Raw genomic sequence first — 20,310 nt, 5'->3', positions numbered from 1 at the left:
GCCTGAGCCAAAGCTGTGCCCGAGGAACAGAATTGGCGTCAAACAGGCTGTAGCCCATATGAGGTAAGCGCAAACAGCTATATATTTTGATAGTCGAGCAAGGTGGCGCCCTGTAGCGGCTGAGGATAGATCTCGCGCACGCAGTCCAGCCAGGCCCGCGCCGCCCGCGACATATGGCCTGCGCGCCATAGCAGTACCACATCCCAGGCCAGCTCCGGCTCGGTCAGCGGACGGCTGGCCACGCGCTGCGGGTCGAACTTGGCGATCACATGTTCGAACATCACGGCCACGCCCACATCCTGGGCCACCAGATCGCCGATGAAATCCCAGTAGCGTGTCTGCAGCTGTACCCGGGGCTCGAAGCCAGCGGCCGCGCACTGCTGCTGCACGGCGTTGTGCAGGGCGAAGTCGCTGGTGTAGAGCACAAAGGGCAGCTCGCGCAAATCCTGCCAGCGCAAAGGCTGCTCAGCGTTGCCGACCCGATGGGCGGCCAGGGCCACGCGGGTTTTCTGGCGGGCGAAGGTATAGCTTTGCAGCCCGGTATCGGTATCGGCGGTATCGAGCAGGCCCAGGGCCATGTCCAGCGAGCCGTCAAGCACGCGCTGGCGCTGGGCGCGGGCACCTTGCTCGTCCACATGCAGACGCACGCCGGGGTGACGTTGCTGGAACAGCGCAATCACCGGCGCCATATAGTGGCCCGCCGTGGGCATGATGCCTACCGACAGCTCGCCGCGCGCAATGCCATCCACCTCGGCCACTTCCTGGCGCAGCAACTGGGCCTGCTCAAGCAGCGTCACGCCGCGCTCGAACACCACCCGGCCCGCATCGGTCAGCTGCACGCCGCGCCCTTCGCGCAGCAACAGCGGGCCGCCCAGCTCTTCTTCCAGCGATCTGACCATCTTGCTGATGGTGGGCTGGGTCACATGCAAGACCTCGGCGGCACGGGTGAAGCCGTTCTGGCGCACCACCTCGACAAAGTAGCGCAGCGCCCGCAAGTCCATGGGAATGCCTTTTGTGCATCGAAAAAATGAGAATAATTCATTTTACGAATATGAGTAAAAACCCTAGGATTGCAGCATGTCCTCGTTTTCTCAAATCCCGGTACTGCGTCTGCCCAGCCTGCTGCCCAAAGTCAAAGTGGTGGCCCAGATTGCGGTGCTCAGCGCCATTTGGATCGTCATGGATGTGCTGCGTCAGCACTTTGGCTGGAGCATGCCCGCTGGGCTGATGGGTTTTGCGCTGCTGGCCCTGGGTCTGTTCTCGGGGCTGATCAAGCGGCAATGGCTGCAAGGCGGCACCAACTGGCTGATGGCCGAGATGCTGCTGTTCTTTGTGCCGGCCATGCTGGTGGTGACCGAATACCCCGATTTGATCCGCCACCAGGGTCTGCGCATTCTGGCCGTCATCGTGGCCAGCACCGCTTGCGTGATGGCCGTGACGGCGCTAGCGGTAGACCGGGTCTACCGGCTGGAGCTATGGCTGGCGCGGCGCAAATTCAGCCGCCGTCTGTATGCGGGCGGCAAGGCTTGAAGAGCATGTTCTCCAATGATGTCATAGGCGTGCTGGCCTTGGTGGCAACGCTGGCCTGTTATGCGCTCAACAAGCGCCTGTACCGCCAGCACCCCCATGTGCTGCTCATGCCCATCATCGCCACGCCAGCGGTCTTGATCGGCCTGGCCCTGCTGACCCAGGTGAGCTTTCCGCAATACTATGCCCAGACCCATTGGCTGGTCTGGCTGCTGGGGCCGACCACCGTGGCCTTTGCGCTTCCGCTTTATGAGCATCGCAGCCTGCTGCGCAAGCACTGGATGTCGATTGCCACCGGCGTCATCGTGGCCAGTGTGGTCTCAATAGCTAGCACCTTGTTGCTGGCCCATGAATTGGGCCTGTCGCAGGAGCTGCAAAAAGGCTTGGCCGTGCGTTCCATCACCACACCGTTTGCCATCGAGGCCGAAAAAGTGCTGGGCGGCCCCACCGATCTGGCGGCCCTGTTTGTGCTGCTCACCGGCGTCAGCGCCATGCTGCTGGGCCAGACCGTGCTGCGTTTTCTGCCCCGTATCCGCAGCAAACTGGCCACCGGTGCCAGCTGGGGCGGCGCCGCCCACGGCAGCGGCGTGGCACGTGCCCGCCAGGCCGGCGAGGTGCAGGCCGTGATGGCCTCGCTGGTGATGATGATTGCCGGCGCGCTGAACGTGCTGGCCGCGCCCTGGGTACGCATGCTGTTCTTCTAAAACAGGAGCTGCTGACGCATATCCAGTATGCATCTGTGGCCGATAAGGCCTAAAAATCAGACCAAAGGCAGCGCTTTCTCTTCAAGGGGCGCTGCCTTTTTTATGCCCGGGCCGAGCACTTGCCTGCGCCATGAAAGATGACAGGAATATCACCGTGCTGTCCTGATTCTGTTGGGGTCGGCTTTCTAGGATGAAGCCATCTACTCCTCACCTGCCAAGGCATGAGAGAGCTAGGTTTCATCAACTTCAATCAGGAGGTCGCACCATGTCCCAACGTCATCTGTCCATCTCTTTGCTGCTTGCCAACGCTGCCGCAGTTGTGGCTCTGGGTCTGCCTGGCATGGCTTCAGCGGCCTATGAGCACGCGACCACAACCGAAAAGGGCGTCGTGGTGCATCCACAGCATTTCATCAGCCAGAAGACCCGCGCTCAGGTCCGGGCGGAGACTGAGACCGCCCTGCGCCAAGGTCTGCTGAACTACGGTGACGGCAACTACCAGATGCAGGCGCCTGCGGCCATGGGCTCTGGAAAAACACGCCAGGAAGTCATCAGGGAGCTGCTCAATGAAACGCCGGCACAGCGTGAGGCACGCATTCGGGCCATGGCGGGTTAAGGCTGATAGCCCCACCGGCTGGGAGCCGCCTTCGAGCTGGCCGATTCAGACAGAAAAAGGCACAGCCTCCAAGCCTGGAGGCTGTGCCTTTTTGCATGGTGCAAGCCTCAGGCCAGGGTGTAGGCCGTCTTGACCGTGGTGTAGAACTCCTGGGCATAGCGCCCTTGTTCGCGCGGGCCGTAGCTCGAACCCTTGCGTCCGCCAAACGGCACGTGATAGTCCACGCCTGCCGTGGGCAGGTTGACCATCACCATGCCGGCCTGGCTGTGGCGCTTGAAGTGGGTGGCGTACTTGAGGCTGGTGGTGGCAATGCCGGCCGACAGGCCGAACTCGGTGTCGTTGGCCACGGCCAGTGCCTCCTCGTAGCCGCTGACGCGGATCACGCTGGCCACGGGGCCGAAGACTTCTTCGCGGTTGATGCGCATGCCAGCTTCGGTGTCCACCAGCAAGGCCGGCTGCATGAAGAAGCCTTGCTTTCCGCTGCCGGTGTGGCAGGCCACGCGGCCGCCGCCCGAGGCGAGCACTGCGCCTTCGGCCTTGGCGATTTCCACATAGCTCAGGTCTTGCTCCAGCTGGGCCTGGCTGACCACGGGGCCGATGTCGGTGCCTGCAGCACGCGCATCACCGACCTTGATTTTTGCCATGCGCGCCTGCAGCGCTTCGACAAAGGCCGGATAGATCTTGTCGGTGACGATCAGGCGACTGGACGCCGTGCAGCGCTGGCCGGTGGAGTAAAAGCAGCTTTGTGCGGACAGCTCCACGGCTTGTGCCAGATCGGCATCATCCAGCACCACTTGTGGGTTCTTGCCGCCCATCTCCAGTTGCACTTTCTTGCCCGATGCCACGCAGGCCGCCGCAATGCCACGGCCCACACCCACCGAGCCGGTGAAGCTGATGGCGGCAATGCCTGGGTGCTGCACCAGGGCTTCGCCGATCACGCGGCCACGGCCCATGACCAGGTTGAAGACCCCGACAGGGATGCCGCTGCGCTGAATGATATCGGCCAGGGCCCAGGCGCTGCCGGGCACCATATCGGCAGGCTTCAAGACCACGCAGTTGCCGAAGGCCAGGGCCGGCGCGATTTTCCAGGCGGGAATGGCAATGGGAAAGTTCCAGGGCGTGATCAGGCCGACCACGCCAATGGGCTCGCGGGTGATCTCCACGCCAATGCCGGGACGTACGGAAGGCAGGGACTCGCCGGCCAGGCGCAGGCATTCGCCGGCAAAGAATTTGAAAATCTGGCCGGCACGGGCCACTTCGCCAATGCCTTCGGCGCGGGTTTTGCCTTCCTCGCGGGCCAGCAGATCGCCCAGCTCTTCCTTGCGGGCCAGAATCTCGCTGCCGATCTTGTCCAGCACGTCGGAACGGGCCTGGATGCCCGATGTGGACCAGGCCGGGAAAGCGGCCGTGGCAGCGGCCACGGCCGCTTCCACATCACTGGCATCGCCCTGGGCGTATTCGCCGATGACATCGGACAGATCGCTGGGGTTGAGGTTGGGGGCGTAGCTTTTGCCAGCCGTCCATTGGCCGGCAATCAGATTGTCAAAACGAGACATCACAGCCCTTTTAACGCGCCCAGCACAGAACCAGAGGGTCGAGTCGGCGCGCAATGGCGATGAGTTGTCGGCGCACCTCGGGGTGCAGTGCAGGCCAGGGTGCACGCGGTGCTTCGCAAGCAATCACGCCACCTTCTTTCATCAGCGCTTTGGCGGCCAGAAATCCGGCCTGACGGTTTTCGTGATTGATCAGCGGCAGCCAGCGCTGGTATTGCTCGAAAGCCTTGTCCTTGTCGCCGTTGCGGTGGGCTTCGATGATGGGGCGAATGCCGTCGGCAAAGCCGCCGCCAGTCATGGCGCCCGTGGCACCGGCCTCCAGGTCGGCCAGCAAGGTGATGCCTTCTTCGCCATCCCAGGGGCCTTCGATGGCTTCGCCGCCCAGGGCAATCAGCTCGCGCAGCTTGTTGGCTGCACCGGCGGTTTCCATCTTGAAGTAGCTGACCTGCTCTATCTCTTTGGCCATTTTGGCCAGAAAGGCGGGTGGCAGCGGCGTGCCGGCGGCCGGAGCATCCTGGATCATGATGGGAATGTCGATGGCATCGGATACGCCCTGGTAGAAGGCATGGACCTGTGGCTCTCCGAAGCGGAAGGTGGCACCGTGATAGGGCGGCATCACCATCACCATGGCCGCACCCATATCCTGCGCACGGCGGCTGCGTGCGGCGCAGATGGCAGTGCTGGTGTGGGTGGTGGTGACGATCACCGGAACGCGCCCCGCCACATGCTCCAGCACGAGGCGGGTGAGGGTTTCACGCTCCTCATCTCCGAGCAGGAACTGCTCGGAATAGTTGGCCAGAACGCACAGGCCGTCCACGCCGGAGTCAATCATGAAGTCCACGCAGCGACGTTGGCTGATCAGGTCCAGCGTGCCGTCCTCGTGGAAGGTAGTGGGAACGACGGGGTAAATGCCGCGATAGCGGGGATTGGAAAGTCCGGGCATGGTGCGGCTCCTTACTCGATGATGTCGAACTGGTCGAGGTACTCGGTCTTGAGCGAAAGGCCCAGACCCGGGACATCGTCCCTGAGTTGCAGGAAGCCGTTGTCGGCAATCGGTTCACCATCAAAGATGTACCAGAACAGCTCGTTGCCCACCTCCACGTCGAAGATGGGAAAGTACTCGGCCATGGGCGAGGCAATCGTGCTCATGGTCAGGTGGTAGTTGTGCATCTGGCCGGCGTGAGGAATCACGGGCACGGAATAGGCCTCGCACAGCGCATTGATCTTGTGTGCGGCCGTGATGCCGCCCACGCGGTTGGTGTCGTACTGCACGACGCTGACCGCCTTCTTGTCGAGCAGTTGTTTGAAGCCGTAAAGGCTGAATTCATGCTCGCCGCCCGAGATCGGGATGATGTTCATATTGTTCAGTTCGGCGTAGCCATCGATATCGTCGGCAATCACCGGCTCTTCCAGCCAACGGGGCTCAAACTTGGCCAGCTTGGGCAGCATGCGCTTGGCGTACTCCAGGTTCCAGCCCATGTAGCACTCCAACATCAAATCGTTGTCATAGCCGATCACTTCACGGATGGCTTCGACCGACTTGAGGTTCTCCTTCACGCCGTGCTGCAGATGGGCCGGGCCGTAGCCGAAGCGCATCTTGAAAGCGGTGAAGCCCTGGTCCAGAAATTTCTGGGCCTCGTCCTGCATCTCTTTCAGGTCGGTGCGGTAGAGCTTGCTGTAGTAGCAGGGAATCTTTTCCTTGGTGCGACCGCCCAGCAGCTTGAACACCGGCTTGTTCACGCTCTTGCCCAGAATGTCCCAGATGGCCAGATCCACGGCCGAGATGGCGGCCATGGTCACGCCTTTGCGGCCCCAGGCATGGGTGGCGCGATACATGCGTTGCCACAGGTATTCATAGTCCCAGGGGTCCTGACCGATGACCAGCGGCGCCAGGTATTCGTCGATGATGGCCTTGGCGATTTTCGGTGCTAGCGCCACATTGCCGATGCCGACGATGCCGTCATCGGTTTCGATCTCCACCACCGTCCAGGAGTGAAAGCGGAAGGTGCTCATGGACTCGGTGTTGGAATACACCAGATCCATGGCGTTGGAGCAGAAGTTGCCCTGGGGCGGAACGGTTTTGCCCTTCCACTGGAAGACACGGGCGCGGACAGACTTGATCTTCATAAAGACCTCTACAAAAAAGCGTGAACAAGACAGGTGACGGCAGCCACCTGCGGGAGTCGGTCAGGCAGTGGCCTGTTGTTTGCTGCGGTGGGCGGTGCCCATGCGGGTCGCAATCTGCAGCGCCTGCCAGGTAGCCTCCACATTGGCGCGGCCCTGGCCGGCAATGTCGTAGGCCGTGCCGTGAGCCGGTGTCGTGATGGGAATGGGCAGACCGCCCTGCACCGTGACACCGCGCGAAAAGCCCAGCAGCTTGATCGCGATCTGGCCTTGGTCGTGGTACATGGTCACGATGGCCTGGTACTCGCCGGCCAGGGCTTTCAGAAAAATGGTGTCGGCCGGAAACGGGCCGTGAAACGGCGTATCGCTGGGCCATTCACGAGCCTGCAAGGACTGCACGGCAGGGGCGATGATGTCGATCTCCTCGCGGCCGCAGGTGCCTCCATCGCCGTTATGCGGATTGAAGCCCGCAATGGCGACCTTGGGTGCCGCAAAGCCGCTGGCACGCAAGGCCTTGTAGATCAGCTCGGCCGCCTGGGTGATCCGCTCCACACTGAGATAGCTGGCGACATCCTTGAGCGGCACATGAGATGAGATGCGCGAGGTCCACAAATCGCCCAAGGTGTTGAATTCGCAGAAGTAGCCTTGTGCCCCCAGGTACTCGGCAAAGTGATGCAACTCATCCTCATGGCGCAGGCCGCCCAGCTTCATGGCTTGCTTGTTCAACGGGGCAAAGCAGATGGCATCGATGTCGCCCACCAGCGCCGCATCCATGCATCGATTAAGCACCTGCAGCACCGACTTCCCGCCCACAGCACCGACTTGACCTTGCATCACATCGGTGGACGAGACCGTCTCCATGGCGATGAAGGCAGGCAGATTGGCGCTGCTGCGGTGGCGCACCTTGGCCAGATTCTGCGCGGGAACGGTGGCAACCTGTACGCCGGCAATGCGCTGGCCTTGCTCCCACAGCCAGGGGTCACCGATGAGCACCAGGTTGGCTTGCTGTGCGGCCTCGGGCTTTGCCAGCAAGCGTGCGATGAGTTCGGGCCCGATCCCCGCAGGATCTCCGAGGGTGAGGGCGACGACGGGAAGAGAATCGGTAGCCATGATTCAGTCCAGCTTGATATTGTTCTTGCGAATGATGTCGCCGAAGCGTTTGTATTCGGCGAGATGGTAGGTGGCGAAGTCCGCTTGGGTCATGGGACGCAGTTCGGCGCCCACGGCTTCCAGGCGGGTTTTGGTTTCGGGCATGGCGATGACCTTGTTGACTTCGTCATGCACTTTTTGCTGCACCGCCTTGGGTGTGGAGGCCGGCATGTAGATGCCATACCAGGCGCTGATTTCCACATTGGGCAGGCCTGCTTCGGCCATGGTGGGAACCTGGGGTAGTTGGGCATTGCGCTGAGGGGAGGTGACAGCCAGCGCCCGCAGCTTGCCGGTCTTGATCTGGCCGATGACAGAAGGCATGGTGTCAAAACTCATCTGCACTTGACCGCTGACCAGATCGACCAGTGCTGCGGAGCTGCCTTTGTAAGGCACATGGGTGATGTTGATGCCCGCGGCATCTTTGAACATCTCGGCGGCAATGTGCTGGGTGCTGCCGGTACCGCTGCTGGCAAAGTTGATCTGGCTGGGCTTTTTCTTGGCCATGCTGACGAGCTCTGTTAGCGAGTTTGCGGAGACAGAGTTGCCGACGATCAGCACGTTGGGTACAGAGCCGACAAAGGCCACTGGTACCAAATCCTTGTTGTTGTCATAGCCCAGCTTAAGCAAGTGGGGTGCGATGGCATGGGCGGTCACCACGCCCATCACCATGGTGTGGCCGTCGGTTGATTTGGCCGTGACATCCACGGCCATGGTGTTGGAGACACCGGGGCGGTTTTCTACCAGGACAGGTTGCTTGAGCAGTGGTGCCAGCCGGTCAGCCACGGCGCGCGCCATGGCGTCGGTACCGCCGCCTGGGGCCGAACCTACCAGCATGCGCACGGGTTTGGTGGGCCAGTTGCTGGGGTCTTGGGCATGTGCGTGCCAGGAAAGCAGGACAGAAGCGCACAAGGCGGCTGAAAGTAGATGGCGTCTATACATGGTTGTCTCCGGTGTTTCTTATCTCATCGCCCCCCGATCCTAGGGAGAGCTCTGATATACGTAAATTGAAAGTTATTGATAAATCGATAACCTGAAGGAATCAGAAAATACGGCCATGGGTTCAATAGACAAGCAGAACAACACGCCTCAGCTGCTGAACCGCTTGCGCATGCGTCAGGTGGCTTTGATGCTGGCGATTGAGGAGCGGCAGACGCTGCGCGCCGCTGCAGCCGAGCTGGGATTGACGCAGCCTGCGGCCACCAAAATGCTGCATGAGCTGGAAGATGCGCTGGGGCAGCCTTTGTTTGAGCGGGTAGGGCGCCGCTTGCAACGCAATGAGGCCGGCGAGCGGGTCTTGGCCTACTTTCGCTCGCTGCGCGGCAACATCGAGGCGCTGAACCGTGAGTTGGGTGAGCTGCGTCATGGAAGTGCCGGGCGTCTGGTGATCGGCAGCATCATGGCCGCATCGCCGGGGCGGCTTACCCAGGCTTTGCTGCAACTTAAGAAAGAGCTGCCGCTGCTGGAGGTGGAGGTTGCGGTGGATACCAGCGATCGCTTGCTGGCTCAGCTGCAGGAAGGGGTGCTGGAGGTGGTACTGGGGCGCATGACGACGGCTGCGGGAGAGGATTGCAGCTTCCGTGTGATCGATGACGAGAGTCTGGCAGTCATCGTCGGCAATGAGCATCCGCTATTGGGGGAGCAGCCAATCAGCTTTCAAGCCCTGCAGGCCTATGGCTGGGTGTTGCAGCCCCCGGGCAGCCCTATGCGCGCCTTGATTGAGCAGGAGTTCAGAGAGAACTGCATTCCCTTGCCAAGAGGGCTGATCGAGACGGGATCCATCCTGACCACGATGAATCTGGTGCGAAGCTCCGATATGGTGGGCGTGATCCCTCAGACGGTGGCCGAAATCAATGCCGCACATGGCATGTTGCATATTCTTCCCTACCGGATGCGACGGAAACTGGAAGCGTATGGCAGCCTGGTGCGAAAGGACCGTCCCATCAGTCGTGCTGCGCAACGCTTTCTGGAACTGCTGCATCGCCCAGGTGAGGCGGCGGCCGAGTCCAAACGGAGTCCCAAGCAATAGACGTTTCCGTAAGCGTAGCTTTTGCGGATGGACTAAAAAAGCCGGGCTCAAGGCCCGGTAAAAGAGAAGCAGCAACTATGTCGAATCAGGCCAGGGTGTAGGCCGTCTTCACCGTGGTGTAGAACTCCTGGGCATAGCGGCCCTGCTCACGTGGGCCGTAGCTCGAGCCCTTGCGGCCGCCAAACGGCACGTGATAGTCCACGCCAGCCGTGGGCAGGTTGACCATCACCATGCCGGCCTGGCTGTGGCGCTTGAAGTGGGTGGCGTACTTGAGGCTGGTGGTGGCAATGCCGGCGGACAGGCCGAACTCGGTGTCGTTGGCCACGGCCAGGGCTTCTTCATAGCCGCTGACGCGGATCACGCTGGCCACGGGGCCGAAGACCTCCTCGCGGTTGATGCGCATGCCGGCTTCGGTGTCCACCAGCAGCGCAGGCTGCATGAAGAAGCCCTCCTTGCCGCTGCCGGTGTGGCAGGCCACGCGGCCGCCTCCCGAGGCGAGCCGGGCGCCTTCGGTCTTGGCAATTTCCACATAGCTCAGGTCTTGCTCCAGCTGGGCCTGGCTGACCACGGGGCCGATGTCGGTGCCTGCAGCACGCGCATCACCGACCTTGATTTTGGCCATGCGGGCCTGCAGTGCTTCAACAAAGGCTGGGTAGATCTTGTCGGTCACTATCAGGCGGCTGGAGGCCGTGCAGCGCTGGCCGGTGGAGTAAAAGCAGCTTTGCGCCGACAGCTCCACGGCTTGCGCCAGATCGGCATCGTCCAGCACCACTTGCGGGTTCTTGCCGCCCATCTCCAGCTGCACTTTCTTGCCCGATGCCACGCAGGCCGCTGCAATGCCACGGCCCACACCCACCGAGCCGGTAAAGCTGATGGCGGCAATGCCGGGGTGTTGCACCAAGGTTTCGCCAATCACACGGCCACGGCCCATGACCAGGTTGAAGACCCCGGCAGGGATGCCGCTGCGGTGGATGATGTCGGCCAGAGCCCAGGCGCTGCCGGGCACCAGATCGGCAGGCTTCAAGACCACGCAGTTGCCAAAGGACAGGGCCGGGGCGATCTTCCAGGCGGGAATGGCAATGGGAAAGTTCCAGGGCGTGATCAGGCCGACCACGCCAATGGGTTCGCGGGTGATCTCCACGCCAATGCCGGGGCGCACGGAAGGCAGGGACTCGCCGGCCAGGCGCAGGCATTCGCCGGCAAAGAATTTGAAAATCTGGCCGGCACGGGCCACCTCGCCAATGCCTTCGGCGCGGGTCTTGCCTTCCTCGCGGGCCAGCAGATCGCCCAGCTCTTCCTTGCGGGCCAGGATCTCGCTGCCGATCTTGTCCAGCGCGTCGGAACGCGCCTGGATGCCTGACCCGCTCCAGGCCGGAAAGGCGGCCGTAGCTGCGGCCACGGCGGCTTCCACATCGGATGCATCGCCCTGGGCATAGTCGCCGATCACATCGGACAGATCGCTGGGGTTGGTGTTGGGGGCGTAGCTTTTGCCTTCGACCCATTGGCCGTTGATCAGGTTGTCGTAGCGGGACATAGAGTTCTCCGTAAGAAAAAGGGGGCGCCAAAGCGCGTGATTCCGATCAGTGCAGGGCTCTAACCACCGGCGCGCTCCATGCCAGAGACGCCGGGCAAGGGCCTACGCCGGCCGCGCTGCCCCGCAGCGATGGCGTCGTCCCCTTGGGGGGAAGGCGCGCAGCGCCACAGGGGGGAGGCATCACCTCACCATGCAAGGCCGCTTGTTGTCGAACTTCCAGTCGGGAATTAGGTACTGCATGGCGATGGCATCGTCGCGGGCGCCCAGGCCGTGCTCCAGGTACAGGGCGTTGGCGCGCTGCAAGGCGGCGCGGTCCACGGTCACGCCCAGGCCTGGCGTTTTGGGCACTTCCACAAAGCCGCCCTTGATCTGCAGCGGGTTCTGGGTCAGATACTGGCCGTCCTGCCAGATCCAGTGCGTATCTATGGCCGTGACCTTGCCGGGTACGGCAGCCGCCACATGGGTGAACATGGCCAGCGAAATGTCGAAGTGGTTGTTGGAGTGCGAGCCCCAGGTCAGGCCCCAGTCACGGCAGGTCTGGCCCACTCGCACGGAACCGGCCATGGTCCAGAAATGCGGGTCGGCCAGCGGGATGTCCACGGACTGCAGCGACAGCGCGTGCACCATCTGGCGCCAGTCGGTGGCGACCATATTGGTGGCCGTGGGCAGGCCGGTGGCGCGGCGGAATTCCGCCATGACTTCGCGACCCGAGAAGCCGTTTTCGGCACCGCAAGGGTCTTCGGCATAGGCCAGCACGCCGTGCATGTCGCGCATCAGGCGGATGGCGTCCTTGAGCAGCCAACCGCCATTGGGGTCGAGCGTGACACGGGCCTCGGGGAAGCGCTTGGCCAGGGCTGTGACGGCTTCGATTTCCTGCTCGCCGGCCAGCACGCCGCCCTTGAGCTTGAAGTCGTTGAAGCCGTAGCGTTCGTAAGCGGCTTCGGCCTGGCGCACGATGGCCTCGGGCGTCATGGCTTCCATGTGGCGGACCTGGGTCCAGTTGTCGCTGCCCAGCGGGTCTTCACCGGGTTTGACATAGGGCAGGCGGGTCTTGTCCGAAGGGCCGACAAAGAACAGATAGCCCAGCATTTCCACGCGATCGCGCTGCTGGCCTTCGCCGAGCAAGGCTGCCACGGGCACGCCCAGGTGCTGGCCCAGCAGGTCCAGCAGGGCCGATTCCACGGCCGTGACCGCATGCACGCCAATGCGCAGGTCAAAGGTCTGCAAGCCGCGGCCGCCGGTGTCGCGGCCTTCCAGATTCTTTTGCACGCGTTGCAGCAGTTGCAGATGCTGACCGATGGACTGGCCGATCAGCACGCTTTTGCTGTCTTCAAGGGCCTGACGAATGCTTTCGCCACCTGGCACCTCGCCAACACCGGTGTGGCCGCTGCTGTCGTGAATCAGCACGATGTTGCGGGTGAAGTAGGGCGCATGCGCGCCGCTGAGGTTCATCAGCATGCCGTCGCGGCCGGCGACGGGGATGACTTCGATCTCGGTGATGGTCGGGGTAGTGGACATGGAGTGCTCGTTCAACAGACTCGGAAGGAATAGACGGTGATCACTGCGCGGCTGACCAAGGCACTTCGGCCGCGGGGCGCCCCGTGGCGATGTATTGCTGCAGGTTGTGCAGCACCAGGTCGGCCATGGCGCGGCGGGTTTCATGGGTTCCGCTGGCGATGTGGGGTGCCAGCACCACGTTGTCCAGCGCGAGCAGTTCGGGCTTGGGGCGGGGCTCGTCCTCGAACACATCCAGGCCGGCGCCGGCAATGCGCTGCTGCTGCAGAGCGGTCACCAAGGCGGCTTCGTCCACCACGCTGCCGCGGGCCACATTGATCAGAAAGCCTTGCGGGCCCAGAGCGTCAAGCACGTCGGTGCTGACCAGATGCTGGGTGCTGTCGCCGCCGGCGGCGGTGATGACCAGGAAATCGGACCAGCGCGCCAGCTCCAGCAGCGAGGGCAGGTAATGGTGGGGCGAGCCCTCGATGGGGCGGCGGTTGTGATAAGCCACTTCCATGTCGAAGCCCGCTGCACGGCGCGCCACGGTGCTGCCGATGCGGCCCATGCCGAAGATGCCCAGACGCTTGCCGCTGGCGCGGGTGCGGATGCCGAAACGGCCTTTGCTCCAGTCGCCGCGACGCACAAAACGGTCGGATTCGCTGAGGCCGCGTGTGGCGTCCAGCAGCAGGGCAAAAGCCATATCGGCCACACAGTCGTCAAGCACGCCGGGGGTATAGCCCACACGCACGCCTTTGTCTTGCAGGGCTTCGCGATCCAGGGCATCAAAGCCTACGCCGAAGCTGCTCACAAACTTGAGCTTGGGCAAAGCTTGGATCACGCGCGCCGGCAAACCCATGGCCGCCGAAGTGACCAAATATTCGAACTGTGCGCCTTGCTCGGCAAGAAAGTGCTCAGGGTCGGGCTGCTCGGAGAGGATGCTCACCTCGTAGGCCTGAGCCAAGTCGGCGTCAAGCTGGGGCAGCGGCATCTTGCCGTATTGGAGAACGCGGGAGCGGGAATTTGCCATGCCTGGAGGTCCTTGCAGCCTTGCGAGATTCAGAGGCCGCAGAGGCCTCCTTGGTTGTGCTTGAGCGCCAGCTCAGTCGGCGGTGATTTTTCGGGTCTGGATCAGTTGCTTCCAGCGTTCGTTTTCCTGGGTCTGAAAGCGTGTGAACTCTTCGGGTGTGTTGCCTACGATTTCCAGACCCTGCTCCACAAAGCGCTTGCGGATGTCGGGCTGCTGCACGGCGGCGATGGCAGCCTTGGCCAGCTTGGCCTTCACTTCGGCGGGGAGGCCTTTGGGCGCTGCCATGCCTTGCCAGGAATAGACCTCGGCGCCCTTGACGCCTGACTCTTCTAGCGTGGGCACATCAGGCAATACCGGGGAGCGTTTGGTGCCCGTGACGGCAATCGCATGCAGCTTGCCGCTGCGCAGGTGAGAGAGCACGGCATTGACGTTCTGGAACGAGAAATCCACCTGGCCGCCCAGCAGGTCGGTAATGGCCGGGGCGCCACCCTTGTAGGGCACATGCATGGCTTCGGTGCCGGTTTGCTGCCAGAACAGTTCGGCCGACAGATGATCGGAAGATCCGTTGCCCGAACTGGCAAAACTGATTTTTCCAGGATTGGCCTTGAGTGCGGCGATGACTTCGCTCACGCTGCGGACCTTTTGCTTGGGGCTGGCCACCAGCACATTGGGCGCCTGCACGGGAATGGTGATGTAGTCGAAGTCCTTGGCCGCGTCGTAAGGGACGTTCTTGACCAGATGGGGCGTGACGACGAACGGGCCCAACGAAGCCACGAGCAGGGTGTAGCCGTCGGCCGCCGCGCGCTTGACCGCTCCCGCACCGATGGTGCCTGTGGCACCGGGGCGGTTTTCCACGACAAAGGGCTTGCCCAGCTGCTCGGCCATGCTCAAGGCCACGGCTCGTGCCACGGTGTCGGTAGAGCCGCCGGCCGGAAAGGGCACGATGACGTTGACGGCTTTTTCAGGAAAGCTGCCGGCCGCCTGGGCCATGGGTGCCAGCTGGGTGCTTAGGGCGAGCGCTGCGCCCAGAGTGATCCATGTTTTTTTCATGCGTTTGTCTCCTTGGGGCGGCAGGTGCTGGCACCTGCCGGTGCCGGGCTTATTGGGGGCCGAGCTTGTCGATCAAGGCCTTGAGCTCTTCCATCTCGGAAGGCTTGAGGTCCGTCAGTGGAGCGCGCACGGGGCCGGCACCGTGGCCCACCAGCTTGGCGCCTGCCTTGATGATGCTGACGCCGTAGCCTTCGACGCGGTTGCGGATCTTCAGGTAGGGCATGAAGAATTCCTTGAGCAGCTTGTGCTGCGTGGCCATGTCGTCGGTGCGCACGGCTTCGTAGAAATCCATTGCCGTCTTGGGTATGAAGTTGAAGACGGCCGAGGAGTACACGGGCGTGCCCAGAGCCTTGTAGGCGGCGGCATAGATTTCGGCGGTGGGCAGGCCGCCCAGATAGGCGAAGCGGTCGCCCATCTTCATGAAGATGGAGGACATGGTCTCGATATTGCCCATGCCGTCCTTGAAGCCCACCAGGTTGGGGCAGCGCTCGGCCAGGATGGCCAGGGATTCGGGCGTAAAGCGGGTGCGGTCGCGGTTGTAGACGATGACGCCGAATTTCACGCTCTTGCAGACCTGCTCCACGTGGGCGATCAGACCTTCCTGGCCGGCTTCGGTCAGGTAGTGGGGCAGCAGCAGGATGCCGTGGGCGCCCAGGCGTTCGGCTTCCTGGGCATGTGCGATGGCGGTGCGGGTGGGGCCGCCGGCACCGGCAATGATGGGTACCTTGCCGCGGCAGGTGTCCACGGCGGTCTTGATGATCTGGCCGTACTCCTCGCCGTACAGCGAGAAGTATTCGCCCGTGCCGCCGGCGGCGAACAGGGCACTGGCGCCATAGGGGGCCAGCCATTCCAGGCGGGCGGCATAGCCCTTGGCATTGAAGTCACCGTTGCTGTCGAAGTCCGTCACGGGGAAGGACAGCAGGCCGGAACTCATCACGTCTTTGAGGTCTTGGGGGGTCATGGGAATCCTTTGAAAGAACAGAGCAGAAAGGTGCTGAACTTCAGTCCAGCTGCAAATTGGCGGTTTGCACCACGCTGCGCCAGCGGGCACGCTCGGCGTTGAAGAACTTGTCGGTTTCGGTGGGCGTCATCGTCACCACCTCGGCGCCTTGGGCCGTGAGGCGCGAGCGCACTTCGGGCGAGCGGATGGAGGCCAGCAGGGCCTGGTTCACGCGCTGAATCACGGCTTCCGGCGTCTTGGCCGGCAGCACTACGCCTTGCCAGGTACCGGAGTCAAAGCCCTGGGCGCCTTGCTCGGCCAGCGTGGGCACATCGGAGATCAAGGGCATGCGGCTGCTCTTGGAGATGCCCAGCAGCTTGAGCTTGCCGCTTTGTACATGGGGGTAGGTGGCCAGCATGCCGTTCATCAGCACCTGAGTCTGGCCGGCGACGGTGTCCTGCACCGATTGAACGCCGCCCTTGTAAGGCACGTAAACCCACTTGGCTCCGGTCAGTCGGGCCAGTTCCACGCCGGCCAGGTGGGGAGCGCTGCCAGTGGCCGTCACGGCAAAGTTCAGATCCTGCTTCTTGGACAGTTCCACCAGCTCCTTGAGGTTGTTGGCCTTCACGGACGGGTGAACCACCAGCATGTGGGGCGAGTACGCCAGCATGGCTGCGCCGCGCAAGGCCTTGGAGGGATCGAAGCTGAGCTTGGTATAGACCGAGGGCGAGATGGCCAGCGCACCCAGATCGCAGAGCAGCCAGGTGTAGCCGTCAGCCGGTGCGCGGGCGACAAACTCTGCGCCCAGGTTGCCGTTGGCGCCGGGCTTGTTTTCGATCACCACGGGTTGCTTGAACTCTTGCGAAAGCTGCTGGCCTATGGCACGGGCAATGATGTCGGAGCTGCCGCCGGGGGGATAGGGAACAACCAGGCGAATCGGCTTGGAAGGCCAGGCTTCGGCTGCGAGCAGCTGAGGGGAAAACAGGCTGCTGGCGGCAAGCGCCAGCGCGGAACACAGAAATCGGGAGCGGCAAAGCATGATGAGATTGTCTCCTGGTTGTTGTCGGTCATCATACAACTAGAAATCTCAAAATCCAATGCCTTCCTGCTAGGGGGAAACGCGGATGGGGCGGTGATTAAGCCGTTGTGCCTGATTCCTGCGCCTGACTCAGACGTTGCGCCAGGCGCAGGCGCTCGCGCGAATTAGTCAGGTGAATGCGCATGGCGGCACGGGCAGAATCTGCGTCCTGGCGCTCGATGGCGGCATAGATTTCCTCATGCTCGCGATTGACGCGACGCAGGTAATCGGGGTCGCGGGCCGGTGTATGGATGGAGGTGATGCGGTTGCGTGGAATCAGCAGCGTGCCGAAATGCTGGAGGATTTCCTGGAAGTAGCGATTGCCCGTGGCCTGCGCGATGCTGAGGTGAAAGGCCAGGTCGTGGCTGACGGTTTCGTTTCCAAGCGCAAAGTTGTGTTCGAAGGCCTGCAGTGCCTCGCGCATGGCCTGCAGATGTGGGGCTTGACGGCGTTGTGCGGCCAGGCCGGCGGCTTCGGTCTCAAGGCTGATGCGCAGCTCCAGCACGGCCAGCACATCCACCGATTCACTCAATTCATGGGCGTTGAGCACGGGGCTTTGGCGCACCGGTGCCGGCAGCACAAAAGTGCCTATGCCATGCCGTGTTTCCACCAGGCCGCCGGCTTGCAGCTTGGACAAGGCTTCACGCACCACGGTGCGGCTGACGTCGTAGCTGCGAACCAGCTCGGATTCGGTAGGCAGCTTGTCGCCTTCATTGAGCAGGCCTTGCCGAATCTTTTGCTCGAACTCTTCAGACAACAGATTGGCCAGGCTGCGACTGCCTCGGCTGGTCTTGCTGCGCAGCGCAGACCCCTCCGTCGGCAATAAAAATGCAGTGGATTGGGGTAATTCCGATGTCTGGGTGCTCATGGCTCTGATGATAATAGTTTTTAGTTGTACGACAACATACCACAAGACTTCTGCACTCAAGCTCCGTGGCTTCACCCAGCCACTCTGATTTCACTACCGCCGCTGCCCGTCCAAAATGAGCACCTCTCACGCGATCCGCCACATCCGCATCACGCCCATTGCTTTCCGTGATCCGCCGCTGCTCAATGCGGCGGGCATACACGAGCCTTGGGCGCTGCGCTCCATCATCGAGATCGAGACCGCATCGGGCTTGGTGGGCATCAATGAAAGCTATGGCGACCAGTCCATGCTGGAGGCGCTGGCCAAGGTGGCTCCGTCCTTGATCGGACTGTCGCCCTGGGCGCTCAACGAAATGGAAGTGCGTGTTGCGGCCCTGGTGACGCCGCCCCAGCTGACCGCTTCGGAGTTTCTGGGCCAGCAGGTTTCGCTGGCACCGGGTACCCATGTGTCCAAGACCGTGGCCAAGGTGGTGAGCGCCTTTGAAGTCGCCATGCTCGACCTGCAAGGCCAGATGGCCCAGGCGCCCATCGTGGATCTGCTGGGCGGCGCAGCGCGCGACCGCGTGCCGTTTTCGGCTTATCTGTTCTACAAGTACGCCGAACACATAGACCAGCCTTATGCGCCGGATGCCTGGGGCGAGGCACTGGCGCCGCAGCAACTGGTGGAGCAGGCGCGCCGCATGATCTCGCAGTACGGCTTTCAGAGCATCAAGCTCAAGGCCGGTACGCTGCCGCCCGAGCAGGAGGCCGCAGGCATTCTGGCGCTGGCCGAGGCCTTTCCGGGTCTGCCGCTGCGCATAGACCCCAATGGCAACTGGACCGTGGAAACCAGCCTCAAGATCGTGCAGCAGCTGCGCGGCGTGCTGGAGTACTACGAAGACCCAGCCCCCGGTCTGGACGGCATGGCGGCCGTGGCGCGCGAGTGCGAGGTGCCTCTGGCTACGAATATGGTGGTGACGGACTTTGCCGAGTTCCGCCGCAATGCCGACATGGGCTGCCCCGTGAAGATTGTGCTCAGCGACCACCACTACTGGGGCGGCCTGCGCGCCACGCAGCGCTTGTCCACACTGTGCCGCACTTTCGACCTGGGCCTGTCCATGCACAGCAACTCCCACCTGGGCGTGAGCCTGGTGGCCATGACCCATTTGTGCGCCAGCGTGCCGCTGCTGACCTATGCCTGCGACACCCACTACCCATGGCAGGACGAAGAGGTCGTCGAAGGCGGCCGTCTGCAGTTCGAGCAGGGCAGCCTGCGCGTGCCCACCACGCCGGGCCTGGGCGTGACGCTGGACCGCGAGGCGCTGGCTCGCCTGCACGACAACTATCTGCGCTGTGGCATTCGCAACCGGGACGACCTGGGGCAGATGCGCAAGTACGACCCATCCTTCACCGGCCACCAACCCCGTTTTTGAACCCCAATCCACAGCGCAAAAAGACGCTATCGCCCAACCGGAGACAAGCACCATGCAACGCCGCACACTGATCCAATGCACTCTCGCCGCCAGCTCCCTGCTGCTCGGCGCATCCCAACTGGCCGCGCCCGCCCTGGCACAGGGCAGCTGGCCAACGGGCAAGCCCATCACCTATCTGGTGCCGTTTCCACCCGGCGGCAATACCGACACCCTGGCACGCGTGATTGCCCAGCCGCTGAGCAAGGCGCTTGGCACGCCGGTGGTCATCGAAAACAAGGGCGGTGCCGGCGGTAGCGTGGGCTCGGCCCTGGCCGCCCGGGCGCCGGCCGATGGCTACACCATTCTGGGCGGAACCATCAGCTCGCATGCCATCAATGTGAGCCTGTATTCCAAGCTGGATTACGACCCCATCAAATCCTTCACGCCGGTCGCCATGCTGGGCTCCGGGCCTCTGGTGCTGGTAGTGCCTGCTGCCAGTTCCTACAAGACGCTGGCCGACGTGCTGGCCGGCAGCAAGGCCAAGGCGGCTGCCGGCGGCCTGACCTCGGCTTCGCCCGGCAACGGCACTTCCAACCATATGGCGCTGGAGCTGCTGGCCTACCAGACGGGCGTGAAGTTCACGCACGTGCCCTACAAAGGCAGCGGCCCGGCCGTGCAGGATGTGATCGGCGGCCAGGTGGACATGATGTTCGACACCGCCCTGGTCGTCGGCCCGCATGTACAGTCCGGCAAGCTGCGGCCCATCGCCGTGACCAGCTCCAAGCGTCTGGAGTCCTTGCCCGATGTGCCGACCATCGCCGAAGCTGGCGAGAAAGGCTTTGACATGGGATCGTGGCAGGCGGTGTTTGCGCCCGCCGGAACGCCCAAGCCCATCGTGGACCGACTGCATGCCGAGATCATGAAAATCGTCGCCACGCCCGAGGTCCAGGCTCGCCTCAAGAACTTCGGCATGCTGCCTTCTAGCATGACTCCAACCGAGTTGGCCGATTACCAGAAGGCCGAAGTGGCCAAGTGGGCCAAGGTGATCAAGGCGGCAGGAATAAAGGCTGAATGACCCCCTGAGGCGCTTTGCGCCTTCCCCCTTCTCGCTTCGCGGAGGGGGACGACACCTTCGGTACGGGGCGGCCCTTCCGCGGTGTCTCTGGTTTGGGGCTGCGCCAGTTTCCTAGCTGATGCGGCCCAAGGCCATGAAATAGAAAATTGAGATGA

At 62.7% G+C, this 20,310-nt stretch carries 19 protein-coding genes; 6 read left to right on the top strand and 13 right to left on the bottom strand.

Going from position 1 to position 20,310, the window contains the following annotated elements:
• Positions 1–77 precede the first annotated feature (77 nt).
• Positions 78–1,001, bottom strand: a complete 924-nt coding sequence (locus ACNAZA_RS12540) for a LysR family transcriptional regulator (RefSeq protein ID WP_415796905.1) — start codon at positions 999–1,001, stop codon at positions 78–80.
• A gap of 76 nt (positions 1,002–1,077) precedes the next feature.
• On the opposite strand from ACNAZA_RS12540, the gene ACNAZA_RS12535 reads away from it, so the two are divergent.
• From ACNAZA_RS12535 to ACNAZA_RS12525, 3 genes are all read left to right on the top strand, one after another.
• Positions 1,078–1,530: a CidA/LrgA family protein gene (locus ACNAZA_RS12535; protein WP_415796904.1), complete on the top strand. Its 453-nt coding sequence runs from the start codon at positions 1,078–1,080 to the stop codon at positions 1,528–1,530.
• Positions 1,531–1,535: 5 nt separating this feature from the next.
• On the top strand, positions 1,536–2,231 hold the full coding sequence (locus ACNAZA_RS12530; RefSeq protein WP_415796903.1) for an LrgB family protein: 696 nt from the start codon (positions 1,536–1,538) through the stop codon (positions 2,229–2,231).
• Between the two features lie 265 nt (positions 2,232–2,496).
• Positions 2,497–2,844: a DUF4148 domain-containing protein gene (locus ACNAZA_RS12525; protein ID WP_415796902.1), complete on the top strand. Its 348-nt coding sequence runs from the start codon at positions 2,497–2,499 to the stop codon at positions 2,842–2,844.
• Positions 2,845–2,951: 107 nt separating this feature from the next.
• On the opposite strand, the gene ACNAZA_RS12520 is transcribed toward ACNAZA_RS12525, so the two are convergent.
• Genes ACNAZA_RS12520 through ACNAZA_RS12500 form a run of 5 tightly spaced genes read right to left on the bottom strand, consistent with a single transcriptional unit; the run spans position 2,952 to position 8,609 of the window.
• The gene (locus ACNAZA_RS12520) at positions 2,952–4,400 is read right to left on the bottom strand and encodes an aldehyde dehydrogenase family protein (protein ID WP_415796901.1); all 1,449 of its coding nucleotides are present in this window, start codon (positions 4,398–4,400) and stop codon (positions 2,952–2,954) included.
• 10 nt (positions 4,401–4,410) lie between these two features.
• On the bottom strand, positions 4,411–5,340 hold the full coding sequence (locus tag ACNAZA_RS12515; protein ID WP_415796900.1) for a dihydrodipicolinate synthase family protein: 930 nt from the start codon (positions 5,338–5,340) through the stop codon (positions 4,411–4,413).
• 11 nt (positions 5,341–5,351) lie between these two features.
• Complete coding sequence (locus ACNAZA_RS12510) at positions 5,352–6,524, bottom strand: L-rhamnonate dehydratase (RefSeq protein WP_415796899.1); 1,173 nt, start codon at positions 6,522–6,524, stop codon at positions 5,352–5,354.
• A gap of 60 nt (positions 6,525–6,584) precedes the next feature.
• On the bottom strand, positions 6,585–7,631 hold the full coding sequence (locus ACNAZA_RS12505) for a 4-hydroxythreonine-4-phosphate dehydrogenase PdxA (RefSeq protein ID WP_415796898.1): 1,047 nt from the start codon (positions 7,629–7,631) through the stop codon (positions 6,585–6,587).
• A gap of 3 nt (positions 7,632–7,634) precedes the next feature.
• Positions 7,635–8,609 carry a Bug family tripartite tricarboxylate transporter substrate binding protein gene (locus ACNAZA_RS12500; RefSeq protein WP_415796897.1) on the bottom strand — a complete coding sequence of 325 codons (975 nt, stop codon included), beginning with the start codon at positions 8,607–8,609 and terminating at the stop codon, positions 7,635–7,637.
• A gap of 115 nt (positions 8,610–8,724) precedes the next feature.
• Here ACNAZA_RS12500 and ACNAZA_RS12495 point away from each other — a divergent pair, with 115 nt between their 5' ends.
• Positions 8,725–9,696 carry a LysR family transcriptional regulator gene (locus ACNAZA_RS12495; RefSeq protein WP_415796896.1) on the top strand — a complete coding sequence of 324 codons (972 nt, stop codon included), beginning with the start codon at positions 8,725–8,727 and terminating at the stop codon, positions 9,694–9,696.
• Positions 9,697–9,781: 85 nt separating this feature from the next.
• Here ACNAZA_RS12495 and ACNAZA_RS12490 read toward each other — a convergent pair whose 3' ends face one another.
• From ACNAZA_RS12490 to ACNAZA_RS12460, 7 genes are all read right to left on the bottom strand, one after another.
• Positions 9,782–11,230, bottom strand: a complete 1,449-nt coding sequence (locus ACNAZA_RS12490) for an aldehyde dehydrogenase family protein (RefSeq protein ID WP_415796895.1) — start codon at positions 11,228–11,230, stop codon at positions 9,782–9,784.
• 180 nt (positions 11,231–11,410) lie between these two features.
• Entirely contained in the window at positions 11,411–12,748 is a 1,338-nt protein-coding gene (locus tag ACNAZA_RS12485) for an enolase C-terminal domain-like protein (RefSeq protein WP_415796894.1), read from the bottom strand.
• 40 nt (positions 12,749–12,788) lie between these two features.
• A complete protein-coding gene (locus ACNAZA_RS12480) occupies positions 12,789–13,754 on the bottom strand; it encodes a 2-hydroxyacid dehydrogenase (protein ID WP_415796893.1) in 966 nt (321 codons plus the stop codon).
• 72 nt (positions 13,755–13,826) lie between these two features.
• Positions 13,827–14,804, bottom strand: a complete 978-nt coding sequence (locus tag ACNAZA_RS12475) for a Bug family tripartite tricarboxylate transporter substrate binding protein (RefSeq protein WP_415796892.1) — start codon at positions 14,802–14,804, stop codon at positions 13,827–13,829.
• Between the two features lie 49 nt (positions 14,805–14,853).
• Positions 14,854–15,765, bottom strand: a complete 912-nt coding sequence (gene kdgD / locus ACNAZA_RS12470) for a 5-dehydro-4-deoxyglucarate dehydratase (protein ID WP_415796891.1) — start codon at positions 15,763–15,765, stop codon at positions 14,854–14,856.
• Positions 15,766–15,805: 40 nt separating this feature from the next.
• Entirely contained in the window at positions 15,806–16,783 is a 978-nt protein-coding gene (locus ACNAZA_RS12465) for a Bug family tripartite tricarboxylate transporter substrate binding protein (RefSeq protein WP_415796890.1), read from the bottom strand.
• Between the two features lie 97 nt (positions 16,784–16,880).
• Positions 16,881–17,690: a FadR/GntR family transcriptional regulator gene (locus ACNAZA_RS12460; protein WP_415796889.1), complete on the bottom strand. Its 810-nt coding sequence runs from the start codon at positions 17,688–17,690 to the stop codon at positions 16,881–16,883.
• A gap of 115 nt (positions 17,691–17,805) precedes the next feature.
• On the opposite strand from ACNAZA_RS12460, the gene ACNAZA_RS12455 reads away from it, so the two are divergent.
• Together ACNAZA_RS12455 and ACNAZA_RS12450 are read left to right on the top strand one after the other, a co-directional pair.
• A complete protein-coding gene (locus ACNAZA_RS12455) occupies positions 17,806–19,101 on the top strand; it encodes a glucarate dehydratase family protein (protein ID WP_415796888.1) in 1,296 nt (431 codons plus the stop codon).
• Positions 19,102–19,153: 52 nt separating this feature from the next.
• On the top strand, positions 19,154–20,155 hold the full coding sequence (locus ACNAZA_RS12450; protein WP_415796887.1) for a Bug family tripartite tricarboxylate transporter substrate binding protein: 1,002 nt from the start codon (positions 19,154–19,156) through the stop codon (positions 20,153–20,155).
• Positions 20,156–20,310: the final 155 nt, after the last annotated feature.

Source organism: Comamonas aquatilis (assembly GCF_965139575.1).
Classification (GTDB): domain Bacteria; phylum Pseudomonadota; class Gammaproteobacteria; order Burkholderiales; family Burkholderiaceae_C; genus Comamonas; species Comamonas aquatilis.
The sequence above is the reverse complement of the archived record's forward strand: the minus strand, read 5'-3'. Positions and strand labels throughout refer to the sequence as shown.

Bases quoted from the DNA above. Each gene is read 5' to 3' on its own strand.
- ACNAZA_RS12465 (WP_415796890.1), bottom strand. From the start codon at position 16,783: ATGCTTTGCCGCTCCCGATTTCTGTGTTCCGCGCTGGCGCTTGCCGCC.
- ACNAZA_RS12540 (WP_415796905.1), bottom strand. From the start codon at position 1,001: ATGGACTTGCGGGCGCTGCGCTACTTTGTCGAGGTGGTGCGCCAGAAC.
- ACNAZA_RS12450 (WP_415796887.1), top strand. From the start codon at position 19,154: ATGCAACGCCGCACACTGATCCAATGCACTCTCGCCGCCAGCTCCCTG.
- ACNAZA_RS12505 (WP_415796898.1), bottom strand. From the start codon at position 7,631: ATGGCTACCGATTCTCTTCCCGTCGTCGCCCTCACCCTCGGAGATCCT.
- kdgD (WP_415796891.1), bottom strand. From the start codon at position 15,765: ATGACCCCCCAAGACCTCAAAGACGTGATGAGTTCCGGCCTGCTGTCC.
- ACNAZA_RS12455 (WP_415796888.1), top strand. From the start codon at position 17,806: ATGAGCACCTCTCACGCGATCCGCCACATCCGCATCACGCCCATTGCT.
- ACNAZA_RS12510 (WP_415796899.1), bottom strand. From the start codon at position 6,524: ATGAAGATCAAGTCTGTCCGCGCCCGTGTCTTCCAGTGGAAGGGCAAA.
- ACNAZA_RS12460 (WP_415796889.1), bottom strand. From the start codon at position 17,690: ATGAGCACCCAGACATCGGAATTACCCCAATCCACTGCATTTTTATTG.
- ACNAZA_RS12475 (WP_415796892.1), bottom strand. From the start codon at position 14,804: ATGAAAAAAACATGGATCACTCTGGGCGCAGCGCTCGCCCTAAGCACC.
- ACNAZA_RS12525 (WP_415796902.1), top strand. From the start codon at position 2,497: ATGTCCCAACGTCATCTGTCCATCTCTTTGCTGCTTGCCAACGCTGCC.
- ACNAZA_RS12515 (WP_415796900.1), bottom strand. From the start codon at position 5,340: ATGCCCGGACTTTCCAATCCCCGCTATCGCGGCATTTACCCCGTCGTT.
- ACNAZA_RS12520 (WP_415796901.1), bottom strand. From the start codon at position 4,400: ATGTCTCGTTTTGACAATCTGATTGCCGGCCAATGGACGGCTGGCAAA.
- ACNAZA_RS12530 (WP_415796903.1), top strand. From the start codon at position 1,536: ATGTTCTCCAATGATGTCATAGGCGTGCTGGCCTTGGTGGCAACGCTG.
- ACNAZA_RS12495 (WP_415796896.1), top strand. From the start codon at position 8,725: ATGGGTTCAATAGACAAGCAGAACAACACGCCTCAGCTGCTGAACCGC.
- ACNAZA_RS12535 (WP_415796904.1), top strand. From the start codon at position 1,078: ATGTCCTCGTTTTCTCAAATCCCGGTACTGCGTCTGCCCAGCCTGCTG.
- ACNAZA_RS12500 (WP_415796897.1), bottom strand. From the start codon at position 8,609: ATGTATAGACGCCATCTACTTTCAGCCGCCTTGTGCGCTTCTGTCCTG.
- ACNAZA_RS12490 (WP_415796895.1), bottom strand. From the start codon at position 11,230: ATGTCCCGCTACGACAACCTGATCAACGGCCAATGGGTCGAAGGCAAA.
- ACNAZA_RS12485 (WP_415796894.1), bottom strand. From the start codon at position 12,748: ATGTCCACTACCCCGACCATCACCGAGATCGAAGTCATCCCCGTCGCC.
- ACNAZA_RS12480 (WP_415796893.1), bottom strand. From the start codon at position 13,754: ATGGCAAATTCCCGCTCCCGCGTTCTCCAATACGGCAAGATGCCGCTG.